General features: G+C 73.1%; 26 protein-coding genes. 12 read left to right on the top strand and 14 right to left on the bottom strand.

All coding sequences use genetic code 11. The features are described from left to right. The first annotated feature begins 17 nt into the window (after positions 1–17). Positions 18–620 carry a flavodoxin family protein gene (locus tag ASF35_RS15735; RefSeq protein ID WP_055969555.1) on the top strand — a complete coding sequence of 201 codons (603 nt, stop codon included), beginning with the start codon at positions 18–20 and terminating at the stop codon, positions 618–620. Between the two features lie 13 nt (positions 621–633). On the opposite strand, the gene ASF35_RS15730 is transcribed toward ASF35_RS15735, so the two are convergent. The 3 genes from ASF35_RS15730 to ASF35_RS15720 are packed head-to-tail and all read right to left on the bottom strand — an operon-like array spanning position 634 to position 2,188. After that, the gene (locus tag ASF35_RS15730) at positions 634–1,020 is read right to left on the bottom strand and encodes an SRPBCC family protein (RefSeq protein WP_055969552.1); all 387 of its coding nucleotides are present in this window, start codon (positions 1,018–1,020) and stop codon (positions 634–636) included. Next, entirely contained in the window at positions 1,017–1,529 is a 513-nt protein-coding gene (locus tag ASF35_RS15725) for a hypothetical protein (protein ID WP_055969549.1), read from the bottom strand. The genes ASF35_RS15730 and ASF35_RS15725 overlap by 4 nt, the downstream gene beginning before the upstream one ends. A 5-nt stretch (positions 1,530–1,534) precedes the next feature. After that, positions 1,535–2,188 (bottom strand): RNA polymerase sigma factor, encoded by a 654-nt coding sequence (locus ASF35_RS15720; protein WP_082481387.1) that lies wholly within the window; start codon positions 2,186–2,188, stop codon positions 1,535–1,537. A 188-nt stretch (positions 2,189–2,376) separates the two neighbouring features. Between ASF35_RS15720 and ASF35_RS15715 the strand changes: the two genes are divergently transcribed. The 7 genes from ASF35_RS15715 to ASF35_RS15685 are packed head-to-tail and all read left to right on the top strand — an operon-like array spanning position 2,377 to position 5,370. Further along, complete coding sequence (locus ASF35_RS15715) at positions 2,377–2,823, top strand: Asp23/Gls24 family envelope stress response protein (RefSeq protein ID WP_235492876.1); 447 nt, start codon at positions 2,377–2,379, stop codon at positions 2,821–2,823. After that, on the top strand, positions 2,820–3,176 hold the full coding sequence (locus ASF35_RS15710; protein WP_082481374.1) for a hypothetical protein: 357 nt from the start codon (positions 2,820–2,822) through the stop codon (positions 3,174–3,176). The genes ASF35_RS15715 and ASF35_RS15710 overlap by 4 nt, the downstream gene beginning before the upstream one ends. Then, positions 3,173–3,499, top strand: a complete 327-nt coding sequence (locus ASF35_RS15705) for a hypothetical protein (protein ID WP_055969545.1) — start codon at positions 3,173–3,175, stop codon at positions 3,497–3,499. Before ASF35_RS15710 ends, ASF35_RS15705 begins: the two co-directional genes overlap by 4 nt. 54 nt (positions 3,500–3,553) lie before the next feature. Beyond that, entirely contained in the window at positions 3,554–3,733 is a 180-nt protein-coding gene (locus ASF35_RS15700; protein ID WP_055969542.1) for a hypothetical protein, read from the top strand. Further along, complete coding sequence (locus ASF35_RS15695) at positions 3,726–4,112, top strand: Asp23/Gls24 family envelope stress response protein (RefSeq protein WP_055969540.1); 387 nt, start codon at positions 3,726–3,728, stop codon at positions 4,110–4,112. The genes ASF35_RS15700 and ASF35_RS15695 overlap by 8 nt, the downstream gene beginning before the upstream one ends. A 32-nt stretch (positions 4,113–4,144) precedes the next feature. After that, entirely contained in the window at positions 4,145–4,783 is a 639-nt protein-coding gene (locus ASF35_RS15690; protein WP_055969537.1) for a DUF6286 domain-containing protein, read from the top strand. Positions 4,784–4,788: 5 nt separating this feature from the next. Then, the gene (locus ASF35_RS15685) at positions 4,789–5,370 is read left to right on the top strand and encodes a hypothetical protein (RefSeq protein ID WP_055969533.1); all 582 of its coding nucleotides are present in this window, start codon (positions 4,789–4,791) and stop codon (positions 5,368–5,370) included. Between the two features lie 836 nt (positions 5,371–6,206). Here ASF35_RS15685 and ASF35_RS15680 read toward each other — a convergent pair. From ASF35_RS15680 to hppD, 8 genes are all read right to left on the bottom strand, one after another. After that, positions 6,207–6,890: a glycosyltransferase family 2 protein gene (locus ASF35_RS15680; protein WP_055969531.1), complete on the bottom strand. Its 684-nt coding sequence runs from the start codon at positions 6,888–6,890 to the stop codon at positions 6,207–6,209. Then, positions 6,883–7,437 (bottom strand): bifunctional 2-polyprenyl-6-hydroxyphenol methylase/3-demethylubiquinol 3-O-methyltransferase UbiG, encoded by a 555-nt coding sequence (locus tag ASF35_RS15675; protein WP_055969528.1) that lies wholly within the window; start codon positions 7,435–7,437, stop codon positions 6,883–6,885. Before ASF35_RS15675 ends, ASF35_RS15680 begins: the two co-directional genes overlap by 8 nt. After that, positions 7,434–8,144 (bottom strand): PIG-L deacetylase family protein, encoded by a 711-nt coding sequence (locus ASF35_RS15670; RefSeq protein ID WP_055969525.1) that lies wholly within the window; start codon positions 8,142–8,144, stop codon positions 7,434–7,436. Before ASF35_RS15670 ends, ASF35_RS15675 begins: the two co-directional genes overlap by 4 nt. Further along, positions 8,141–9,049, bottom strand: a complete 909-nt coding sequence (locus tag ASF35_RS15665; RefSeq protein ID WP_055969522.1) for a hypothetical protein — start codon at positions 9,047–9,049, stop codon at positions 8,141–8,143. The genes ASF35_RS15670 and ASF35_RS15665 overlap by 4 nt, the downstream gene beginning before the upstream one ends. A gap of 76 nt (positions 9,050–9,125) precedes the next feature. Next, the gene (fahA, locus tag ASF35_RS15660) at positions 9,126–10,286 is read right to left on the bottom strand and encodes a fumarylacetoacetase (RefSeq protein ID WP_055969519.1); all 1,161 of its coding nucleotides are present in this window, start codon (positions 10,284–10,286) and stop codon (positions 9,126–9,128) included. After that, positions 10,283–11,032, bottom strand: a complete 750-nt coding sequence (locus tag ASF35_RS15655; protein ID WP_055969516.1) for a hypothetical protein — start codon at positions 11,030–11,032, stop codon at positions 10,283–10,285. Before ASF35_RS15655 ends, fahA begins: the two co-directional genes overlap by 4 nt. Positions 11,033–11,052: 20 nt before the next feature. Further along, complete coding sequence (locus ASF35_RS15650; protein WP_055969513.1) at positions 11,053–12,228, bottom strand: homogentisate 1,2-dioxygenase; 1,176 nt, start codon at positions 12,226–12,228, stop codon at positions 11,053–11,055. Beyond that, positions 12,228–13,460, bottom strand: coding sequence for a 4-hydroxyphenylpyruvate dioxygenase (hppD, locus tag ASF35_RS15645; protein ID WP_055969512.1), 1,233 nt, complete (start codon positions 13,458–13,460; stop codon positions 12,228–12,230). The genes ASF35_RS15650 and hppD overlap by 1 nt, the downstream gene beginning before the upstream one ends. Before the next feature lie 120 nt (positions 13,461–13,580). Here hppD and ASF35_RS15640 point away from each other — a divergent pair, with 120 nt between their 5' ends. Then, positions 13,581–14,066, top strand: coding sequence for an Lrp/AsnC family transcriptional regulator (locus tag ASF35_RS15640; RefSeq protein ID WP_055969508.1), 486 nt, complete (start codon positions 13,581–13,583; stop codon positions 14,064–14,066). Positions 14,067–14,079: 13 nt separating this feature from the next. On the opposite strand, the gene ASF35_RS15635 is transcribed toward ASF35_RS15640, so the two are convergent. From ASF35_RS15635 to ASF35_RS15625, 3 genes are all read right to left on the bottom strand, one after another. Further along, the gene (locus tag ASF35_RS15635) at positions 14,080–14,505 is read right to left on the bottom strand and encodes a hypothetical protein (RefSeq protein WP_055969498.1); all 426 of its coding nucleotides are present in this window, start codon (positions 14,503–14,505) and stop codon (positions 14,080–14,082) included. Continuing rightward, positions 14,502–15,695, bottom strand: a complete 1,194-nt coding sequence (locus ASF35_RS15630) for a molybdopterin-dependent oxidoreductase (RefSeq protein ID WP_082495550.1) — start codon at positions 15,693–15,695, stop codon at positions 14,502–14,504. Before ASF35_RS15630 ends, ASF35_RS15635 begins: the two co-directional genes overlap by 4 nt. Positions 15,696–15,820: 125 nt before the next feature. Next, positions 15,821–16,984, bottom strand: a complete 1,164-nt coding sequence (locus ASF35_RS15625; RefSeq protein WP_055969495.1) for a pyridoxal phosphate-dependent aminotransferase — start codon at positions 16,982–16,984, stop codon at positions 15,821–15,823. Between the two features lie 244 nt (positions 16,985–17,228). Here ASF35_RS15625 and ASF35_RS15620 point away from each other — a divergent pair, with 244 nt between their 5' ends. The 3 genes from ASF35_RS15620 to ASF35_RS15610 are packed head-to-tail and all read left to right on the top strand — an operon-like array spanning position 17,229 to position 19,236. Further along, entirely contained in the window at positions 17,229–17,936 is a 708-nt protein-coding gene (locus ASF35_RS15620) for a class E sortase (RefSeq protein WP_055969491.1), read from the top strand. A 14-nt stretch (positions 17,937–17,950) separates the two neighbouring features. Beyond that, complete coding sequence (pyrE, locus tag ASF35_RS15615) at positions 17,951–18,592, top strand: orotate phosphoribosyltransferase (protein ID WP_055969488.1); 642 nt, start codon at positions 17,951–17,953, stop codon at positions 18,590–18,592. Then, entirely contained in the window at positions 18,589–19,236 is a 648-nt protein-coding gene (locus tag ASF35_RS15610) for a TrmH family RNA methyltransferase (RefSeq protein WP_200931784.1), read from the top strand. The genes pyrE and ASF35_RS15610 overlap by 4 nt, the downstream gene beginning before the upstream one ends. Positions 19,237–19,249: the final 13 nt, after the last annotated feature.

Genomic DNA, 19,249 nt, shown 5'->3' with positions numbered 1-19,249 from the left:
TGACGGGAGCACCACCGATGACCCTCACCGCCCTGGCCCTCAACTGCACGCTCAAGCCCGGCGACGCGCCCTCGAGCAGCGCGCTGATGGCGCAGCAGTTCCTCGACGCCCTCGCCGAGCACGACGTGACCGGGAGCATGGTCCGCGTCGTGGACCACGACGTCCGACCCGGTGTCGAGACCGACATGGGTGACGGTGACCAGTGGCCCACCATCCGGCGGCAGGTGCTCGACGCCGACATCCTCGTGGTCGTCACGCCGACGTGGGTGGGCCAGATGTCGAGCGTCGCGAACCGGGTCCTCGAGCGGCTGGACGCCGAGCTGTCCGAGACGCGGGAGGACGGCAACCCGATCCTCTACGGCACGGTCGCGCTCGTCGGCGTCGTCGGCAACGAGGACGGCGCGCACAAGATCACGGCCGACCTCTACCAGGCCCTCGACGACGTGGGCTGCACGATCCCGGCCCAGGGCGGCACCTACTGGAACGGCGAGGCGATGCACACCGTGGACTACAACGACCTCGACGAGACGCCCGAGGCACCGCTGCGGACGTTGAGGACGGCGGCGGCCAACGGTGCCCACCTGGCCCGTCTGCTCGCCGACGACCCGTATCCGTCCTGACGGACGGACCCGACTACTGGATCGGCCGGTCCGCGATCCGGTCGATGCGCACGAGGGCGGCAGCCAGCACGGGGAGGTAGGCCGGCGCCCACAGCGGAGCGCCCATGCTCGCGCGGCACCCGTCGCCGTCGGATCGCACGGCGTGGGTGGTGGCCGGGACGCCGGCGACCCGCCAGGCCCAGGAACGACCGGGGTCGAACGAGGTGACCTCGAACGGGAGGCGCACGCCGACCGCCGTCCACACGTGCCCGCGGGCACCGAGCCCCAGCTCGCCGCCACCCTCCAGCGCGGCGCGCCGCACCGACGGGCCCCAGCGCGGCCAGGCGTCGAGGTCGACGAGCAGCGACCACACCACGTCGGGCGCGACGTCGACGTGGCGGTGGACGGTCAGCTGCCTCATGCGGGCTCGAGGTCCTCGTCGACCGGGTCGACGAGGCGCGGGTCGCCGAGCGTCACGTCGCCCACGTGCACGTGCGGCACGACGTCGGCCGCACCGGGCGCAGGACCGTCGCCCAGCACGTCCGTCAGCGTGGCCCGGGTCAGCGCCGTGGCCCGGTCCGCGATGTCGGGGACCGACGAGAGGTAGCGGACGACCAGCTCGACGCGGACGCCCGCGAGCACGGCGTCGGGGCCGACGTCGAGCGTCACTCGGCGCACGGCGGCGTCGGTCAGGCCCGTGTCGAGGGCTTCGCGCAGCAGGGCGACGATCGCGACCGACGAGACGCGCAGGTCGTCGTGGACGGTGTCCACCAGGACGGCGCGGCGGGGTGCGGCCAGCGCCCGCTCGAGCACGCGATCGGCGACCGCCACGACCCGCGTCGGTGGTGGGAGGGTGCGCAGCTGGGCCGCGGCGAGGGCCAGGGCGGCCTCGCCCTGGGCGAGGTCGATGCCGTCGGGTACTGCCTCCATCCCGCTCATCGCCACTGCTCCATCCGGATCGCCAGGGTGCGTCGAGCGCGGTGCAGCTGTCCGCGCACCACGGTCGGGGTCGTGTCGAGCACGTGCGCGATCTCCGCGTACGAGAATCCTTCGATCTCGCGCAGGGTCCACGCCGCCCGCTGGGTCCACGGTAGTTCACCGAGAGCGAGCGTCAACGTCTCCCACAGCTCGTGCAGCATCGCCTCGCCCTCGGGGTCGCTGCGCCGCGCCGCCCCCAGTGCCGCGTCGCCGCCGCGGGCGAGGGGCTCGAGGATCTGGTCGTCCACCGCGAGCGGGCGGGTCCGGCGCCGACGCTCGTAGGCCTCGCGCTGGACGATCGTGAACAGCCACGTCTGCACCTTCGAGCGACCCTGGAAGTCGGGCAGGGCGCGCCAGGCCTTGACCCACGCCTCCTGCACCGCGTCCTCGGCGGCCCGCTCGTCGCCGTCGAGCAGACGCGTGGCGTAGCGCAGGGTGCCCGGGAACAGTCGGTCGAACAGCTCCTCGAAGGCCGCCCGGTCGCCCAGCCCCGCACGGCGGGCGAGGGCGTTGTCGGTGACGGCCTCCAGGTCGCTCCCGCCGGACCCGGCGGAGTCGTCGGCAGCGTCGGGACCGGTCGGTCCGGACGTCGACGCCTGGCTTCCGTGCACCGCTGGCTCCCGCGTCTCGACGTGGCGACGGTGGTGTCGCCTCGTCGATGGTGGCACCGGCCCGCGGGCCCCGCCCGCCGAAACGTCGCGTCCCAGGTGACGTGCCTCACAGCGGCGTGACGATCGGCGGGGTCACCCCGTCTCACCTGTGTCCGATCAACGACGAACTCCAGAACAGGAATGATGACGTGAGCGAGAAGGCCATCGCCAAGACCACCACGACCTCCAGCGAGCTCGAGAGCACGCAGGGCCGTACGACCATCGCCGACACGGTCGTCTCCAAGATCGCCGGCATCGCGACCCGTGAGGTCACCGGCGTGTACGCGCTCGGTGGCGGCACCGCCCGCGCCGTCGGCGCGCTCCGCGAGCGGATCCCCGGCTCCTCCACCAACCACTCGCAGGGCATCTCCGTCGAGGTGGGCGAGAAGGAGGCCGCGATCGACATCCAGCTCGTCGCCGAGTACGGCGTCTCCATCGCCGACCTGGCGAAGGGCATCCGCACGAACGTCATCAACGCCGTGGAGCGCATGGTCGGCCTGAGCGTCGTCGAGGTCAACATCGAGGTGCAGGACATCCACATCGAGGCCGACGAGTCCGCCGACGACAGCACCAGCAGCGAGCCGCGGGTCCAGTGAGCGCCCCCGACCCGACCGGTCACGCCGGTGCCGCGCGCGTCGGGGAGGACGCCTCCGCGAACGACGGAGCGTCCACCCCGGCGGAGCGGGCGGCCGAGGCTGCCCTCGCGGTGCCCGGTGTCGCGGACCTGCACGCCGGGTCCTTCGGCGAGGTCGGCACGTACCTCCCGGGCCGCCGGGTGACCGGCATCCGCATCCGCGACGACCTCACCGAGGTGCACGTGGTGGCCGCCATGGGCTCGCCCCTGCGCGAGCTGGCCGACGCCGTCCGCTCGGCCGTGACCCCAGTCGTCGGGACACCGGTGCAGGTCGTCGTCGAGGACGTCGTCCCCGCACGGACGACCGAACCGTGAGCGGCGGCGCCGGGGCGCAGGAGAGGCCGTACCAGGGGCCGGTCGACTCCTCGCTGCGCGAGCAGTGGCGCCGCGAGCGCCGCGCCCTGGTGCGCCGCCACCACCCGGACGTCGGGGGAGACCCCGAGGTCCTCCAGGCCCGGCTCGCCGCGCTCGACCACCGCTTCGGCGTCCGCGAGGACGCGTTGCGGGACGTCCCGGACTTCCTCCCCGAGTCGATGCACCGGCCCTGGACGACCGCGCGGCGCGTGCTGCGACAGGTCTCCGGTGCCGTCACGGCCCGGGTGCCGACCCCTCGACGCCGCCGCTACTTCGACATCTGACCCCTACCTCCCCCCATCGCCCGCCTCGGCGGGCCCCACGAAGGAGTACCTGACATGACCACCTCCACCGTCGGCCTCATCGCCGGCCTCCTGCTCGCCATCGCTGCCGCCGCGGGCGGCTTCGCCGGCTTCCTGTTCGCCCTCGTGCTCGGAACGGCGGGCTACCTCGTCGGCGGCCACGTCGACGGCGAGGTCGACCTGTCCGGCATCCTCGGACGCCGGGACCGTGGCTGACGTGCAGGCGCCCGTCGGGCGCGACGACCTGCCCGCACCGGCCGAGCGCGGCCGCACCACGATCGCCGACGGCGTCGTCAGTCGCGTGGCGTCGATCGCGGCCTCGGAGATCGAGGCCGTCGTCGACACCCGCAAGGGCTGGACGAAGCTGGTCCGCAAGGGCCTGCCGCACGCCGACGCCGTCGTGGCCGGCGAGACGTCGCGCATCAAGGTCGAGGTGGCCGCCGTCTGGCCCACGCCGCTGGCGCCCCTCGCCGACCGGGTCCGTGAGCACGTGACCGAGCGGGTCGACACCCTCGTCGGCGTCACCGTCAGCCGGGTCGACGTGACCGTGGCCGACGTGGTGCACCTCGACGAGCCGGCCCGCCGCGTCCTCTGATCCCACCCCATCCCCCCGTAGAAGGACCTCCCATGTCTTCCGAGACCACCAGTCCCGCGACCGGCGACCGCGCCGGCGGCGACCGCGCCGCCACCACGGCCCGGCACGCGACCACGCAGCACGCTGCACCCCTGCCGGCGGCGAAGTCCCCGGCCGGGACCGGCGCCACGCCCCTCGTGGCGCAGCTGCTCGCCCTCGCCCTCGTGGCGCTCGGCGTCGTCGCGGTCCAGCACCTGCTCGTGCAGCTCGGTGCGGTCTCGGGCGACTCGTGGCTCGACACCGTCGTGCAGGCCGCCGACGGGGTCGCCGGCGACTCGCCCGCCGTGCTCGCCGCCGCGATCGTGGCGCTGGTGGTCGGCGTGCTGCTGCTGCCGATCGCCCTGAAGCCCCGGCCGCGACGCACCCTCGCGCTCACGGCCGACAGCGGCGTTCACCTTCGTCGCAAGGACCTCACCCGCGTCGTGGAGGCCGCGATCGACGGCACGGACGGCGTCACCGACGCCGACGTCTCGGTCGGCCGTCGCAAGGTCAAGGTCGTCGCCCGGTCCGTGGCCACCACCGACCGCGACGCCGCACTCGAGTCCACCGTCCGCGAGCAGGTCGAGAAGGTCTGCGCCGCCGTCGAACCGTCGCCCCGCGTCGACGTCACCATCCGTCACGAGAAGAGCTGAGTCCCATGATCAGTCGTACCGTCCTCCTGCTCGACCGCATCGCCACCCTCGTGCTCTCGCTGCTGCTGCTCGCCGGCGGCCTGGCGGGCCTGTGGTGGTGGTCCGGACGCTCGATCTCGGGCACCACGCTGCCCGACACGAGCAGCACCTCCGCAGCGTCGGACGCCCTCGGCACCTCCTGGGTGGCCTGGGCGGTCGCCGTCGGCGGCGTCGTCGTGGCGCTCGTCGGCCTGCGCTGGATCCTTGCCCACCTGCGCCGCAACACGGTCTCGCGACTGCGCCTCAGCGGGAGCGGCCCCGACGGCCGCAACGAGGCCCTCGCCGGCAAGGCACTCGGCGCCGCTGCCGACGCCTACGCCACCACCGACGGTGTTCGGTCGGCTCGTGGCACGGTCGTGAAGGACCGCGGCCAGCTCGTGGCCCGCGTCGACGCGACCATCGAGCCCGAGGCGGACCTGGCCCACCTGGCCCGGCGCGCCGACGAGGTCTCGGCCCAGCTCAACGACGTCCTGGGTCGTGAGGACCTGCGCGCCGCCGTCCGGCTGCGGGTCGCGGCGCGAGGTCGCGCGCTCTCGCGCGTGCACTGAGCGGGAGAAGCTCGCCGGTCGGCTCCGTCGGCGTGAGTGGGTCTCTGCGTGCGGCTGTGCGGCTTCGGCTGGGCCTTCGCTTGCTGCTGCGTCCTTCGAGTGGGTCTTCGCTTGCTGCTGCGTCGCTCGGGTGGGCCTCGACCTGCGGCTGCGTCGGTCCGGCTGGGGCGGGCCTTGCGGCTGCGTCGCTGTGGCTGCGAGTGGACCTGCGCTCCGAAAGGGCCTCGACCGGCGGAGGGGTCTGGGCTCGGTCGGGCTCTCGGAGCGTGGCTCGGAGGGACGCAAGGTTCTGCGTTCGTGCGTGAGGGGTCGAAGGATGCTGCGTTCGTGTTCGGATTCCGTCGTGAACGCAGCATCGTTCGGGCTTCGGCGCGCGAAGGCAGAATCTTGCGTCCGCAGGGGGCCTCTCTTGCGCCGGGCGGGCAGGGATTCTCCCTTTGCGTGGGACGGTCCACGAGAAGGGAGAATCACTGCCCGTACGGCGTCCTTTTCGTCGCCACGATGCTTCCTTCGCGAGGCACGGTCCACGCGAAGGAAGAATCGTGCGTGAATCCCGCGCAGATGAAGAATCGTGGCCGCGCCCCGCAGACCCAGCCAGTCGAGACCCACCGTTCCGGTCGAGGCCCTTTCGGAGGCCGCCCCGCCTCGAAGCCACAGCGACGCAGCATCGAGCGAGAGCTCGGCCGCGCCCCGCAGACCCAGCCGGACCGAGGCCCACCACAGTGACGCCGCAGCGGGCGACGACCCACCCGAGCGGCGCAGCAGCAGTGAAGGTCCCACCCGACTGACGCACCAGCAGGGAAGATCCAGCCACGACCCCGCCGTACCGGTCGAGCTCAGCCCGCCGGCGCCGACCACGCGCGCAGGTCGGCCGCGACGCCAGACGGTGCGCGCCCGACCAGGCGTGGCGAGGTGACCACGGAGTGTTCCGTCGTCCACACGACTCGGTGGCCCGCCGCCACCACGCGGTGGACCAGGTCGGCGTCCTCGTGCACGGGGAGGGTCGCGAACCCACCCACGGAGCGGTAGGCGGAGGCGTGCACCCCGAGGTTGGCGCCGTGCACGTGTCGGTGGCTCCCGCCGTCGACGCCCCGCTGGTAGTGGCGCCACCACGCTGCGTGTCCCGGGGTCGCATCGGGCGGGAGCACGATGGTGCCGACCACCGCATCGGCACCCGCCGCGGCGAGATGGAGGTGGTGCTCCAGCCAGGCCGGGGGGACGCGCGAGTCGGCGTCGGTCGTCGCGATCCAGGTGCGGGTCGGGTCGTGGCCCTCCAGCAAGGTGGCCACACCTGCCGCGCGGGCGGGGCCGACCCCGGGCTCGGACCGCTCCAGCACGCGTGCACCGTGTCGTCGCGCGATCGCGGCGGTGGCGTCGACGGTGGCGTTCACGACCACCACCACCTCGACCGGGACGGTCACGTGCCGGGCCGCCTCGGCCAGGGCCGCGAGGCACGCCTCGACGTGGTCGGCCTCGTCGCGGGCCGGCACCACGACGCCGATGCGATCGACCTCAGGCACGTTCCAGCACCTCGAGCCGGAAGTTGCGCTCCACGTGCGTGACGACGCCGCGCAGGCCGGCCGCGTGCAGGTCGGCGTGGGCGTCGTCGGGGCGCGACGCCGCCTCGTCGAAGTCGTGGCGCCAGTGCACGGCCAGCACCTGGCCGTCGTCGGTCAGGCTCTCGACCGTGCGGTGCGCGGTCAGGGCCCGGTCCTCGGGGGACAGGAAGTACAGCACCTCCGACAGCACCACCAGGTCGAAGGCGCCCTCCGGCCAGTCCTGCGGGATGGACCCGCGGCGGGCGTCGACGCGGTCCAGCGCGCGCTGCCCGAGCCGCTCGAGCGCGAGGTCCACGAGGTCCATGGCCACCACCTCGTCGCAGCGTCGGGCCAGCAGCTGGGTGATCTGCCCGGCCGCGCATGCCGGCTCGAAGGCGCGCCTGTACTGCGGGCGGGGCAGGCTCGCCAGGGTCAGCTCCCGCTTGCGCTCCTCGTACGGGGCGCTGTCGAGGAGCCACGGGTCGGGGTCGGTGCGGTACAGGTGCTCGAAGTACGCCGGGTCGGTCACGTGAGGACCACCTCGGGCGCGTGCAGGGCGTGGGCCAGCAGCGCCTCGGTCACCACGGGCGCGTCGGCGGGATGCGGCGAGAGTGGCTGGAGCTGGCTGCGGAAGCAGCGCAGCGCCGTCACCTTGCGGGCGTGCGCCGCAGTGTCGTAGGGGAGCAGGGCCGCTCCGCGCAGCCACGAGGCCTGCGCGGACGGGGTGGTCACCGTCCATCGCCACACGGGGTAGCGCCAGAGGGTGGCTCCCGCGGGCGCGACCTCCCGGGCCACACGGCCGACCACGTCGTGGTCGGCGTGGCCGTCGTCCTCGAACGGCGCGACGACGAGCGCCGCGTCCGCGAGCAGGGTCGTCAGGCGGTCGCGCAGCGGTGACTCGTCCTGGGGCAGGGCTGCGTCGCGCAGGCCGAGGTGGGTCACGTCCGGCCGCTCGTGCCCGAGGACGGCGAGCGCCTCGCCGAGCTCGGCCCGGCGCACGGTGCGCAGCTGGTCGGGCGTGAGGGTCGGGCTGTCGGGGTGCGAGCGCTCGCCGTCCGTCGCCACGACGAACCGCACCGGGTGTCCGGCACGTCCGGCGAGCCAGGCGCCCACCCCCAGCACCTCGTCGTCGGGATGGGCCGAGAGCACCACTACCTGGCCGGACGGCGCGGCGGCCCGGGGCAGGTTCGCGCCGCGCAGGACCTCGGACCAGGGCGCCGCCGGGTGCTGCCTCATGGGAGTCCTCCGAGCCGGGCGAGGTCACGCTCCGCGTGGTGCTGCCGCACGAAGACCTGCAGGTCGGCCACCCGTCGGGCGTGCTCGGCGTCGAACGCGAGCGGCCCCGGTCCGGTGGCGCGTCCGACGTGGTGCAGGACGGTGTCGACCACGTCGGCCACCCCGGCGCGCACCGCGAGCGCGAGTGCCTTCACCTCGGTGTCGGGCTCGGTGTCGATCCTGCGGGCCGCGTCGTCCAGCAGGGCGCCGGCGGTGTGCAGCGCCGCGCGGACGGCGCCGCGGTGCGCCAGCCCGTGCTCGTCCAGCCGGGCTGATCTCTCGAGCACGTCCGCGACGGCCCGAGCGCCGCCGGTCCACACGGCGGCGATGCCGATCGCGCCGTGCCAGAACCCGGGCCGCTGCACGTAGGCGCCGGGCGCCCCGACGGCCACCGCGTCCACGGCGTCGAGACGCAGCGTGACCGTGCGGGCGTCGGCCATGCCCGGCCCCACCCACGTCGGAGCCTGCTCGTCGACCGCGACCCCTGGTTGGTCGAGGTCCACGGCGAACAATCGGTCGTGGCCGTCGTCCTCGGCGGTCACGAGCGCGTGGGTCACCAGGTCCGCTCCCGAGCAGAAGGCCTTCGTGCCGTCGAGGTGCCACCGATCCCCGGTCCGCGTCGCACGGACGACCGCGAACGGCGGTGCCGCCGCCCAGACGGCCCACACCCCGTCGGTGTCGATGGGGTGGTCCAGCTCGGCGCCGATCGCCACGGCGTCGTGGTGCGGCTCGGCCAGCTTCGCGAGCGACAGGTCCTCGTGCCCGAGAGCGACGAGTGCGTCGAGCCGGTCGTGCGTGGCACCGCTGCCGGGAAGGGGGAGGGGGGTGCGCGTGAGTTCGCGCAACAGCTCTGCCGTCAGTCCCATCCAGCTCCCTCGTCCGGGCGACCGCAGGGCCGCCCGTCCTGTGTACCCGTTGCGAGCCGTCCGAAACGCCGGGATCTCAGGATCCGGCGATCCGCCCCGTCACGGCACCGAGTTCGATCCTCGATCCGTCGGCGCCGGGAGCGGTGGCGGTGATCGTCACGGTGTCGCCGTCCTCCAGGAAGCTGCGGGTGGTCCCGTCGGGGAGCACGATCGGCTCGGTGCCGTTCCAGGTGAGCTCGATCAGGGCGCCGCGCTCCTCGCGGGCCGGGCCGCTGACCGTCCCCGACGCGAACAGGTCGCCCGGTCGCACCGAGGCGCCGTTGACGCACAGATGGGCGAGCATCTGCGCGGGGGTCCAGTACATCGCCGCGTACGGCGGGCGGGAGACCACCTCGCCGTCGAAGCGCACCTCGAGCGCGAGGTCGAGGCCTCCGGCCGGTGCGTCGGCGTCGTCGAGGTACGGCAGGAGGGCGACGTCGCGGGTCGGCGGAGCCACGCGGGCCCCGGCCAGGGCCTCCATCGGTACCACCCACGGGGAGACCGAGGTGGCGAACGACTTGCCGAGGAACGGTCCGAGCGGCACATACTCCCAGGCCTGAAGGTCGCGTGCGGACCAGTCGTTGACCAGGCACACGCCGAACAGGCGGTCCTCGGCCTCGGCCAGGGTGAGCGGGCCGCGCACCGACGGGCCGCCGACGACGAACCCCACCTCGGCCTCGATGTCGAGCCGGGTCGAGGGTCCGAAGACGATCTCGCCGTCGGGGGTGCGGCGCTGGCCGCTGGGGCGCACGACGTCGGTGCCGGAGACCACCACCGTGCCGGCTCGGCCGTGGTACCCGATGGGCAGGTGCTTCCAGTTCGGGGTGAGCGGCTCGGAGTCGGGTCGGAACAGGCGGCCGAGGTTCGACGCGTGGTGCTCCGAGGCGTAGAAGTCCACGTAGTCGCGGACCGTCCACGGCAGGTGCAGCGTGACGTCGGCCTGGGGCACCAGGTGCTCCTCGGCGCCGGACGCGACGAGCTGCAACAGCCGGTCGCGCAGCTCGGCGCGACGTTCGGACGGGTAGGACAGGACGCCGTCGATCGTGCCGTCGGCCAGCTCCTCGGCCAGGTCCGGCAGCGCCGCGCCGACGTCGAGCACCTGCGTGCCCACGCCGACTCCCACGCGCGGCGCCGCTCCGGCCGTGCTGAAGGAGCACCACGGCAGCGTCGTGGTGCCCCAGTCGACGGGATCGCTCATGCGGTCATCCTTCCGGGAAGCAGGCCGAGGTGGGCCAGGTCGGCTGCGGGCTCGTCGACCGAGCACGTGCCGAACGAGGTGAAGAGGCGACGTGCCTGCCGGACACGGTCCTCGCCGAGCGCGGCCAGGTCGGGGCCGACGTGCTCGTCCTCGCGACGGAGCACCGCCACCGCGGCATCGTCGCCGGAGCCCGACAGCAGGGTGTCGACCGCCAGCAGCACGTTGGCGAACCCGTGGTGCACGAGGCCGTCGTCGGGGTCGGTGGAGCGGACGGCGCGATGCAGGCCGGCGGTGAGCTTGAAGGGTCGCTCCGCGCGCACGAGCGACGAGAGTGCACGTCCCAGCCGCTCGGGCGTCGGGAACGCGTGGGCGTCGGGGCCACCGGTGCGCAGCTTCACGAGCGCGCCGGCCGGTACGTCGAGCGCACGGTCCGCGTGCGTCTCGACCACGAGGCAGGCGCCGGCGGGCACGGTCACCGACGCCGGGTCGCGCGTCTCCACCGCCGCCACGTCGAGCCCGGCCGGGACGTCGAACGGGACGTCGGCCACCACGGCCACGCGGAGGGTGGCGCCACGGGCGAGCTCGGCCGCGCGGGGGAGCGCGGAGGCCGGGAGCACGAGTGGACCGACCAGCGCGGCGACGTGGTGCCCGTGCCGTGCCAGGTGCGCGGCGACTGCCTCGTCGAGCGGGAGGTCCCCGGGCGGGAACACGGCCGCGTCGTCGAGGAACGCGTCGAACGGTCCCACGAGTACGTCGCGGGGACCACTCACTGCGACCACGAGCGGTGGTAGACGCCGTCGTCGACGGCCCGACCGCCCTCGCCCAGCTCCAACGGACGGAACGTGTCGACCATGACCGCGAGCTCGTCGAAGGACTCGGCGCCCAGGCTCGCCTCGATGGCCGCCGGCTGGGGGCCGTGCGAGTGGCCGCCCGGGTGGACCGTGACCGACCCCTTGGCGATGCCGGAGCCCTTGCGCGCCTCGTAGTCGCCGTCGACGTAGAACATGATCTCGTCGCTGTCGACGTTGGCGTGGAAGTACGGCACCGGGATCGCGAGCGGGTGGTAGTCGACCTTGCGCGGCACGAAGTTGCAGACCACGAAGTTGCTGCCCTCGAACACCTGGTGCACCGGCGGCGGCTGGTGGATGCGCCCCGTGATCGGCTCGAAGTCGTGCACGCTCAGCGCGTAGGGGTAGAGGCAGCCGTCCCAGCCGACGACGTCGAACGGGTGGTCCGGGACCACGTGCACCGTGCCCGCCAGACCGCCGGGGCCGGAGCCGCGGTGCTTGATGAACACCTCGACCGGTCCCTCCTCACGCACCTCGGGCTCGCCGGGTCCGCGCAGGTCACGCTCGCAGTAGGGCGCGTGCTCGAGCAGCTGGCCGTAGCGCGACAGGTAGCGCTTGGGCGGGGCCACGTGGCCGTTCGCCTCGATGCAGTAGGCGCGGGTCGTGGTCTCGACCACGTAGCGATGGGTGGTGGCGCGGGGGACCACCAGGTAGTCGCCGGGGCCGTAGGTGAGGTGGCCGAGCACGGTCTCGAGCACGCCCGTGCCGGCCTCGACGAACACGATCTCGTCGCCCGTGGCGTTGCGGTACAGCGGCGACGTCGCGTCCGCCACGACGTAGGAGATCCGCACGTCGGCGTTCCCGAGCACGAGTCGTCGTCCCTGGACGACGTCGGTACCGCCCTCGTCGAACAGGTCGTGCAGGCGCAGGTGCCGCGGGAGCAGCGGCTCGTTCGGCGTCGTGGTCTGGTCCGGCAGCTCCCACCGTCGCGCCTCGAGCACCGCCGACGGCACGCCCACGTGGTAGAGCAGCGAGGAGTCCGAGCTGAACCCCTCCTCGCCCATCAGCTCCTCGCGGTACAGCGTCCCGTCGGGGGAGCGGTGCTGGGTGTGCCGCTTGGGCGGGATCGATCCGGCGCGACGGTAGTGCGCCATCAGAAGTTCCCGCGCTTGGCCTGCTCACGCTCGATGGCCTCGAACAGCGCCTGGAAGTTCCCCTTGCCGAAGCCGAGGGACCCGTGCCGCTCGATCAGCTCGAAGAACACCGTCGGCCGGTCGCCGATCGGCTTGGTGAAGATCTGCAGCAGGTAGCCGTCCTCGTCGCGGTCCACGAGGATGCCGCGGCTCTGCAGCTCCTCGATCGGCACGCGCACCTCACCGATCCGGGCCCGCAGCGCCGGGTCGGTGTAGTAGCTCTCGGGCGTGGCGAGGAACTGCACGCCGCGCTCACGCAGGTGGTCGACCGTCGCCAGGATGTCCTCGGTGGCCAGGGCGAGGTGCTGGGCGCCGGGACCGCGGTAGAACTCGAGGTACTCGTCGATCTGCGACTTCTTCTTCGCGATCGCCGGCTCGTTGAGCGGGAACTTGACCCGGTGGTTGCCGCTGGCCACCACCTTGCTCATGAGGGCGGAGTAGTCGGTGGCGATGTCGTCGCCGATGAACTCGGCCATGTTGGTGAAGCCCATGACGCGGCCGTAGAAGTCGACCCACTCGTCCATGTGGCCCAGCTCGACGTTGCCGACCACGTGGTCCAGTGCCTGGAAGACGAGGCCACTCTGCCGCCCACGGCCCGGCACCCCCGCCGGGTAGCGGTGCACGGTGGTGCGGCGCTCGACGAAGCCGGGGAGGTAGGGGCCGGCGTACCGGCTGCGGTCCACGAGCGAGTGCCGGGTGTCGCCGTAGGTCGCGATGGCCGCGACCCGCACGGTGCCGTGCTCGTCGCTCACGTCGTGGGGCTCCTCCAGCACCGTCGCACCCTGGGCGCGGGCGTGCTCGATGCAGCGGTCCACGTCGGGCACCTCGAGCGCGATGTCGACGACGCCGTCGCCGTGACGGCGGTGGTGGTCGGCGACCGTCGAGTCGGGGTCGACCGCGCCCTTCAGCACGAACCGCACCGCGCCGCTCTGCAGCACGTACGCGTGGTGGTCGCGGTTGCCGGTCTCGGGGCCGGAGTAGGCCACGACCTGCATCCCGTAGACGTTCTCGTAGTAGGCGGCGGCCTGGGTGGCGTTGCCGACCGCCCACACCAGGGCGTCCCAGCCGGTGACGGGGAAGGGGTCGGCCGAGTCGTCGTGCTCGACGAGACCGACGAGCCTGCGCAGCTGCTCGAGGTCGAGGTCGGCGAGCCGCTCGGCGTCGGTGAGGATCGTGTCTGGAGTCGTCGTCATGTGGTCCAGGTCACCGCGTTCTCGCCTGCTTGGCAACCTGCCTGGTCCGAGGTAGACAGATCGAGCGTTCCTGCCGAGTAGAGTCCCTCGCGACTGGTCAATCTGCAGAGGAATCAGCCCATGGATGCTCTCGACCTCGCACTCGTCGCCGCACTGCGCGAGCACCCCCGCGCCGGAGACCTCGAGCTCTCGCGCGTGGTCAAGGTCGCGCGCGCCACGGTGCAGTCGCGCCTGGCCAAGATGGAGGCTGCCGGCGTCATCACCGGCTACGGTCCCGACGTCGACCTCACGGCGGCCGGTCACCCCGTCCTGGCCTTCGCCACCCTCGAGATCGCCCAGGGCCGGCTCGAGGACGTGCGCGCCGAGCTCGACTCGTTGCCCAACGTGCTCGAGGCCTACGTGACGAGCGGGACGGCCGACGTCGTGTGCAAGATCGCCGCGTCCTCCCACGCGGACCTGCAGGACGTGCTGCTGCACATGAGCACGTCGGGCTCGATCGTGCGGTCCACGAGCATCGTCGTGCTCAGCGAGCTCGTGGCCCCGCGCGTGCTGCCCGTCCTGGCGCGCGACGTGCAGGGCGGTGGCAGGGCGCCCCGCTACCGCTGATCGAGGGCCTGGATCACGCGTCGCGATCCGCGGCCGTGGTGGCGGGTGACCCGTGTCGGCTCGCCCAGGCGGCCAACGCCCCGCCGACCGCGAGCAGCGCCGTCATCACCACCCAGCTCGTGCCGTACGGCTGGTTGAGGATCGTGTCGTTGTCGGGCTTGCCGCCCTGCCCGCTCAGCACGGGCAGGAAGGTCACGGTGAGGGTCGCCCAGACCAGGAACGCGATGCCGAGGGCCGCGTGGCGAGGAAGCAGTCGGGACGCCCCGACCCCGAGCGCGACCGTGACGGGCGCGAGCACCGCGTCGTGGACCAGCACGCCGGCGACCAGCCAGACGACGAGCGAGACCAGCTGTTCGGACGTGAACTCGCGCATGAGCCACAGCCCCCACAGCCCGCAGCCCACACCGACGAGCACGAGGATCGCGCGGGCGGCCCTCATGCGGTCACCTCGAGCCGACGGACCCACTTGGTCTGCAGCACCCCGGGCCGGTTCGGCGCGATGATGCGGCACGGGTACCCGTGGTCGAGCGACAGCGTCTCGCCGTTGAGCTCGAGGGCGAGCAGCGTGCGCTCGTCCTGCGTGAACGCGGCCGGCAGGTCGGTGTTCGCGAACGCCCCGCGGGTCTGCATCGAGGAGACTCGCACGTCGGACCCCGGAGGTGCGTCGACCAGGGCGAGGACGTCGCGGACGGCCACGCCGGTCCACACGGCGTCCTTGCTCCACCCCTCGACGCAGGCCATGGGCAGGCGGTGCGTCCTCTGCGGCAGCTTCGCCAGCTGCTCGCGCGTGAGCGAGACGGTGCGCCCACCCGCGACGACCTCGAGCACGTAGTCGGGTGAGCTGGCGCCGTCGACCGCACCGGCCGCCCTCGCGGTGCGGTTGATCGACAGACCCTGCGGGCCGTCGCCGTTGCGGACCGCGAACACCGAGACGTCGCGCAGCCACGGGACCGACTGTCCGGCGGTGAGCAGGACCGTCAGCCCGGACGCCGAGACCGCGCCGAGCAGGACGGCACGGCGCGTGGGACCGTCGCCGGCATCGGGGGGCCCGTCCTCGTGGTCGTCGTCGACGGGATCGTCGTCGATCGGGGCGCCGAGGGCGGTGCGGATCACCGGCAGCTTCACGGCCACGTGCACGATCAGTGCCCCGATCGCCACCCAGGCCACGGCGTTGTGGGTGCGTCGGAAGCTGAAGTCCCAGGGGTACCACTGGGCGATGTTGAGCAGCCCGCTCGCGAGCATGAACACCGCCGAGGCGACCAGTGCGGCGATCGACGCGCGCTCCAACGCCTCGACCACCAGGGCGCGGCGACCCGACGGCGGGCGCACGAACAGCCGCGGGAAGACCGACCACAGCTTGACCAGCAGCAGCGGCACCGCGGCCGTGCCGGCCACGACGTGGACCCCCTGGGTCACGCGGTAGAGCCAGGCGGGCGACGGCCCGAGCGGCACCCAGTCCTGCGGGTCCTGCTGCAGGTGGCTCCAGATCCCGGTGACGAAGCACAGCCCGAACGCGACGCCGAGCGCGACGCCCACGCGCGCGCTCAGCCCCGTGCCGCGCGAGCGGCTCGTGAAGGCGTCGGGACGGGGGAGCAGCCGCTCGACGTCCTGGACGGTCGGCAGCCTCATCGCGTGTCCCGCGACGTCATGCGTCCTGCTGCCATGCGTCCCGCTCTCGTGTGCTCGACCCTGGTGTGACCGATCCTCTCGCACCTGACCGGTCCGTGTCCGACGTAGTCGCGCCACGCAGCGCGTCACAGCGCCGCGAGACGTCGGACGGCCTCGTCGATGACGTCCGGCCTCTTGCAGAACGCCCACCTCACGAGCGGCCTGCCGGGGTTGTCCTCGAGTGGGGTGTCGGGGTCGTGGAACACCTGGTGCGGCACGGCCACGACGCCGACCCGCTCGGGCAGCGCGAGGCAGAACTCGAGCCCGTCCTCGAAGCCGAGAGGGCGGATGTCGGTGGTCGCGAAGTAGGTCCCGTCGGGCACCACGACGTCGAAGCCGACGTCGGCCAGCCCTGCGCACAGCTGGTCGCGACGGGCCCTCATGCCGTCGGTGAAGGAGGCGAAGTAGTCGTCGTCCAGGCGCAGCGCGGCGGCGATGGCCGGCTGCAGCGGTGCGCCCGACGTGAAGGTGAGGAACTGCTTGGCGCCCAGGAGCGACCGCACCAGCGACTCGGGGCCGGTGGCCCACCCGACCTTCCACCCCGTGAACGAGAAGGTCTTGCCACCGCTGGAGATGGTGAGCGTGCGCTCGCGCATGCCGGGCAGCGTGGCGATCGGCACGTGGGTCACGTCGAAGGTCAGGTGCTCGTACACCTCGTCGCTGACCACCACGAGGTCGTGGTCGCGGGCCACCTGGGCCACGGCGGCCAGCTCGTCGGGCGTGAGCACCGTGCCGGTGGGGTTGTGCGGGGTGTTGAGCAGGATCGCGGTGGTGCGCGGCGTCACGGCGGCGCGCAGCTCGTCGACGGGGAGGCGGAAGTCCGGTGCGCGCAGCGTGACCGGGCGGCGGACGGCACCGGCCATCTGCAGCACCGCCACGTAGGAGTCGTAGTAGGGCTCCAGCACGATCACCTCGTCGCCGGCCTCCACGATGCCGAGCACCGCGGCCGCGATGGCCTCGGTGGCGCCGGTCGTGACCGCGACCTCGGTCTCGGGGTCGACCTCGAGGCCGTACCAGCGGCGTTGGTGCTCGGCCACGGCGAGCCGGAGGTCAGGCACGCCCGGGCCGGGTGCGTACTGGTTGGCGCCCCCGCGGAGCGCGGCCACGGCGGCGTCGATCACCGCGTCGGGGCCGTCGGTGTCGGGGAACCCCTGGCCGAGGTTCACGGCACCGGTCGAGGCCGCGAGGGCACTCATCCGCGCGAAGATCGTGGTGCCCAGTCCGTCGATCCGGCTGCTCTGCGTCCTCATCCCTCGCGACTCTACGCACCGCGGGCCCGCCCCGGTGGTCGACCTGGACGCGTGCGTCCCGAGCCCGGACAGAGCGCTGCCCCGCCGTTCTCGGGGGGTGAAACGGCGGGGCAACGGTCCTGATACTAGTGGCCCGGCGGGTCAGCGCTGGGCGGATTCGAGCCAGAAGGCCGCGCGACCGATGAGATGTGGGTCACAGTCGACGCGGGGTGGCCGCCTGGACGAGGGTGAGAGAATCGGCCCCATGACCACCGCGACCGCGCCCTCCCCGCCCGCCGGGGGTGGACGTCGTGCTCCGCGGCGGCGTCGTTTCTCCCTCGTCCGGCTCCTCGGCGTGGTGCTGATCCTGTCGGGTCTCGGCGTGCTCGGGTACGTCGCCTGGCAGTACTGGGGCACCAACGTCGTGGCCAAGCAGCAGCAGGCCGAGATCCGCCAGATCATCTCCGACGACTGGAAGAACGGCACCGACGGGAAGAACATCGGGCTCCTGCGCGTGCCGCGCTTCGGCACGGAGTACGAGGTCCCCATCGTCAAGGGCTTCGACCAGGAGTCGCTCTCCAAGGGCGTCGGCATGTACGAGGAGGCGGCCCTGCCGGGAGAGCTCGGCAACTTCGCGATCGCCGGGCACCGCGTCACCCACGGCGAGCCCTTCCGCGACTTCCTGAAGCTGAAGAAGGGCGACCTCGTCCACATCGAGACGCGCACGGCGGTGTTCACCTACCAGCTGCGCAACGACGGTGACTCGCTCACGCTCGACTTCACCGTCGGCTGGCCGCTGCAGCAGGTTCCGGACCCGGACATGCGGGGCGAGCCGCCGACCGCCAACGTGCTCACGATGCTCACCTGCTCGGAGCTCTTCCACACGCGCAACCGCAACGTCGTCTTCGGCGACCTGGTCAAGATCGTCGACAAGTCCGACCCCGAGCGGAAGATCCCGCTCCCCGGCGCCTAGGAGCCCCCGCGACCATGCAGGACTACCAGCGATCCTTCGTGGAGTTCGCGATCGGCCACGACGTGCTCCGGTTCGGCTCCTTCACGCTGAAGTCGGGCCGGACGTCGCCGTACTTCTTCAACGCCGGCGGCTTCGACACCGGCGCACGGCTCGCCGGGCTGGGCCGCTTCTACGCCGCGGCGATCGCCGAGCGCGCGCCCGACTTCGACGTGCTCCTGGGCCCCGCCTACAAGGGCATCCCCATCGCCGCGGCCACCGCGGTGCAGCTGGCCGAGCACCACGGGCGCGACGTGCCGTGGAGCTTCAACCGCAAGGAGGCCAAGGACCACGGCGAGGGTGGGATGATCGTCGGCGCACCCCTCCAGGGACGGGTCCTGCTCGTCGACGACGTGATCACCTCGGGCAAGGCGATCCGGGAGGTCGTGCCGCTGGTGGAGGACGCCGGCGCCGAGCTGGCCGGCATCGTCGTGGCCGTCGACCGGCAGGAGCGTGGCGCGGGCGACCTCTCGGCCGTCGACGAGGTGCGCCGCGACCTCGGCGTCCCGGTGGAGGCGATCGTGACGTTCGACCACGTCATCGAGTTCCTCGAGGAGTCCGGCCGCCACGCCGAGCACCTCGACGCGGCACGCGCCTACCGCGACCAGTACGGCGCGTGACCCCCTCGCTGGACCCGGGCACGAGGGGCGGGGCCGAGGGTGACGGCGTCGAGGTGGGTGTGGGCCCGTGGGAGGGGCCCGTGCCCGACGACCCCCGGCTCGACCCGACGCTCCTCGCCGAGGGGGACCGGCGCAACGTCGTCGACCGCTACCGGTACTGGAGCGTCGAGGCGATCGTCGCCGACCTGGACACGCGCCGGCACCCGCTGCACGTGGCGGTCGAGAACTGGCAGCACGACTTCAACATCGGCTCCGTGGTGCGCACCGCCAACGCGTTCAACGTCGCGGCCGTGCACGTCGTCGGCCGGCGCCGGTGGAACCGGCGCGGCGCGATGGTGACCGACCGCTACCTGCACGTCCACCACCACGCCGACGTCGAGGCGCTGGCGGCCTGGGCCGACGAGCAGGACCTGCCGCTGCTCGGCATCGACAACCTGCCCGGCGCGGTGCCGCTCGAGACCACCACGCTGCCCCGTGCCTGCGTGCTGCTGTTCGGCCAGGAGGGCCCGGGCCTGAGCCACGCGGCCCGTGCGGCGTGCGCGACGACCCTGTCGATCGCCCAGTTCGGCTCGACCCGGTCCATCAACGCCGGAGCCGCCGCCGCCATCGCCATGCACGCCTGGGTGCGCGAGCACGCCGGCTGACGGCCGGGCCGTC

The organism is Aeromicrobium sp. Leaf291 (genome assembly GCF_001423365.1).
Classification (GTDB): Bacteria; Actinomycetota; Actinomycetes; order Propionibacteriales; family Nocardioidaceae; genus Aeromicrobium.
The sequence above is the reverse complement of the archived record's forward strand: the minus strand, read 5'-3'. Positions and strand labels throughout refer to the sequence as shown.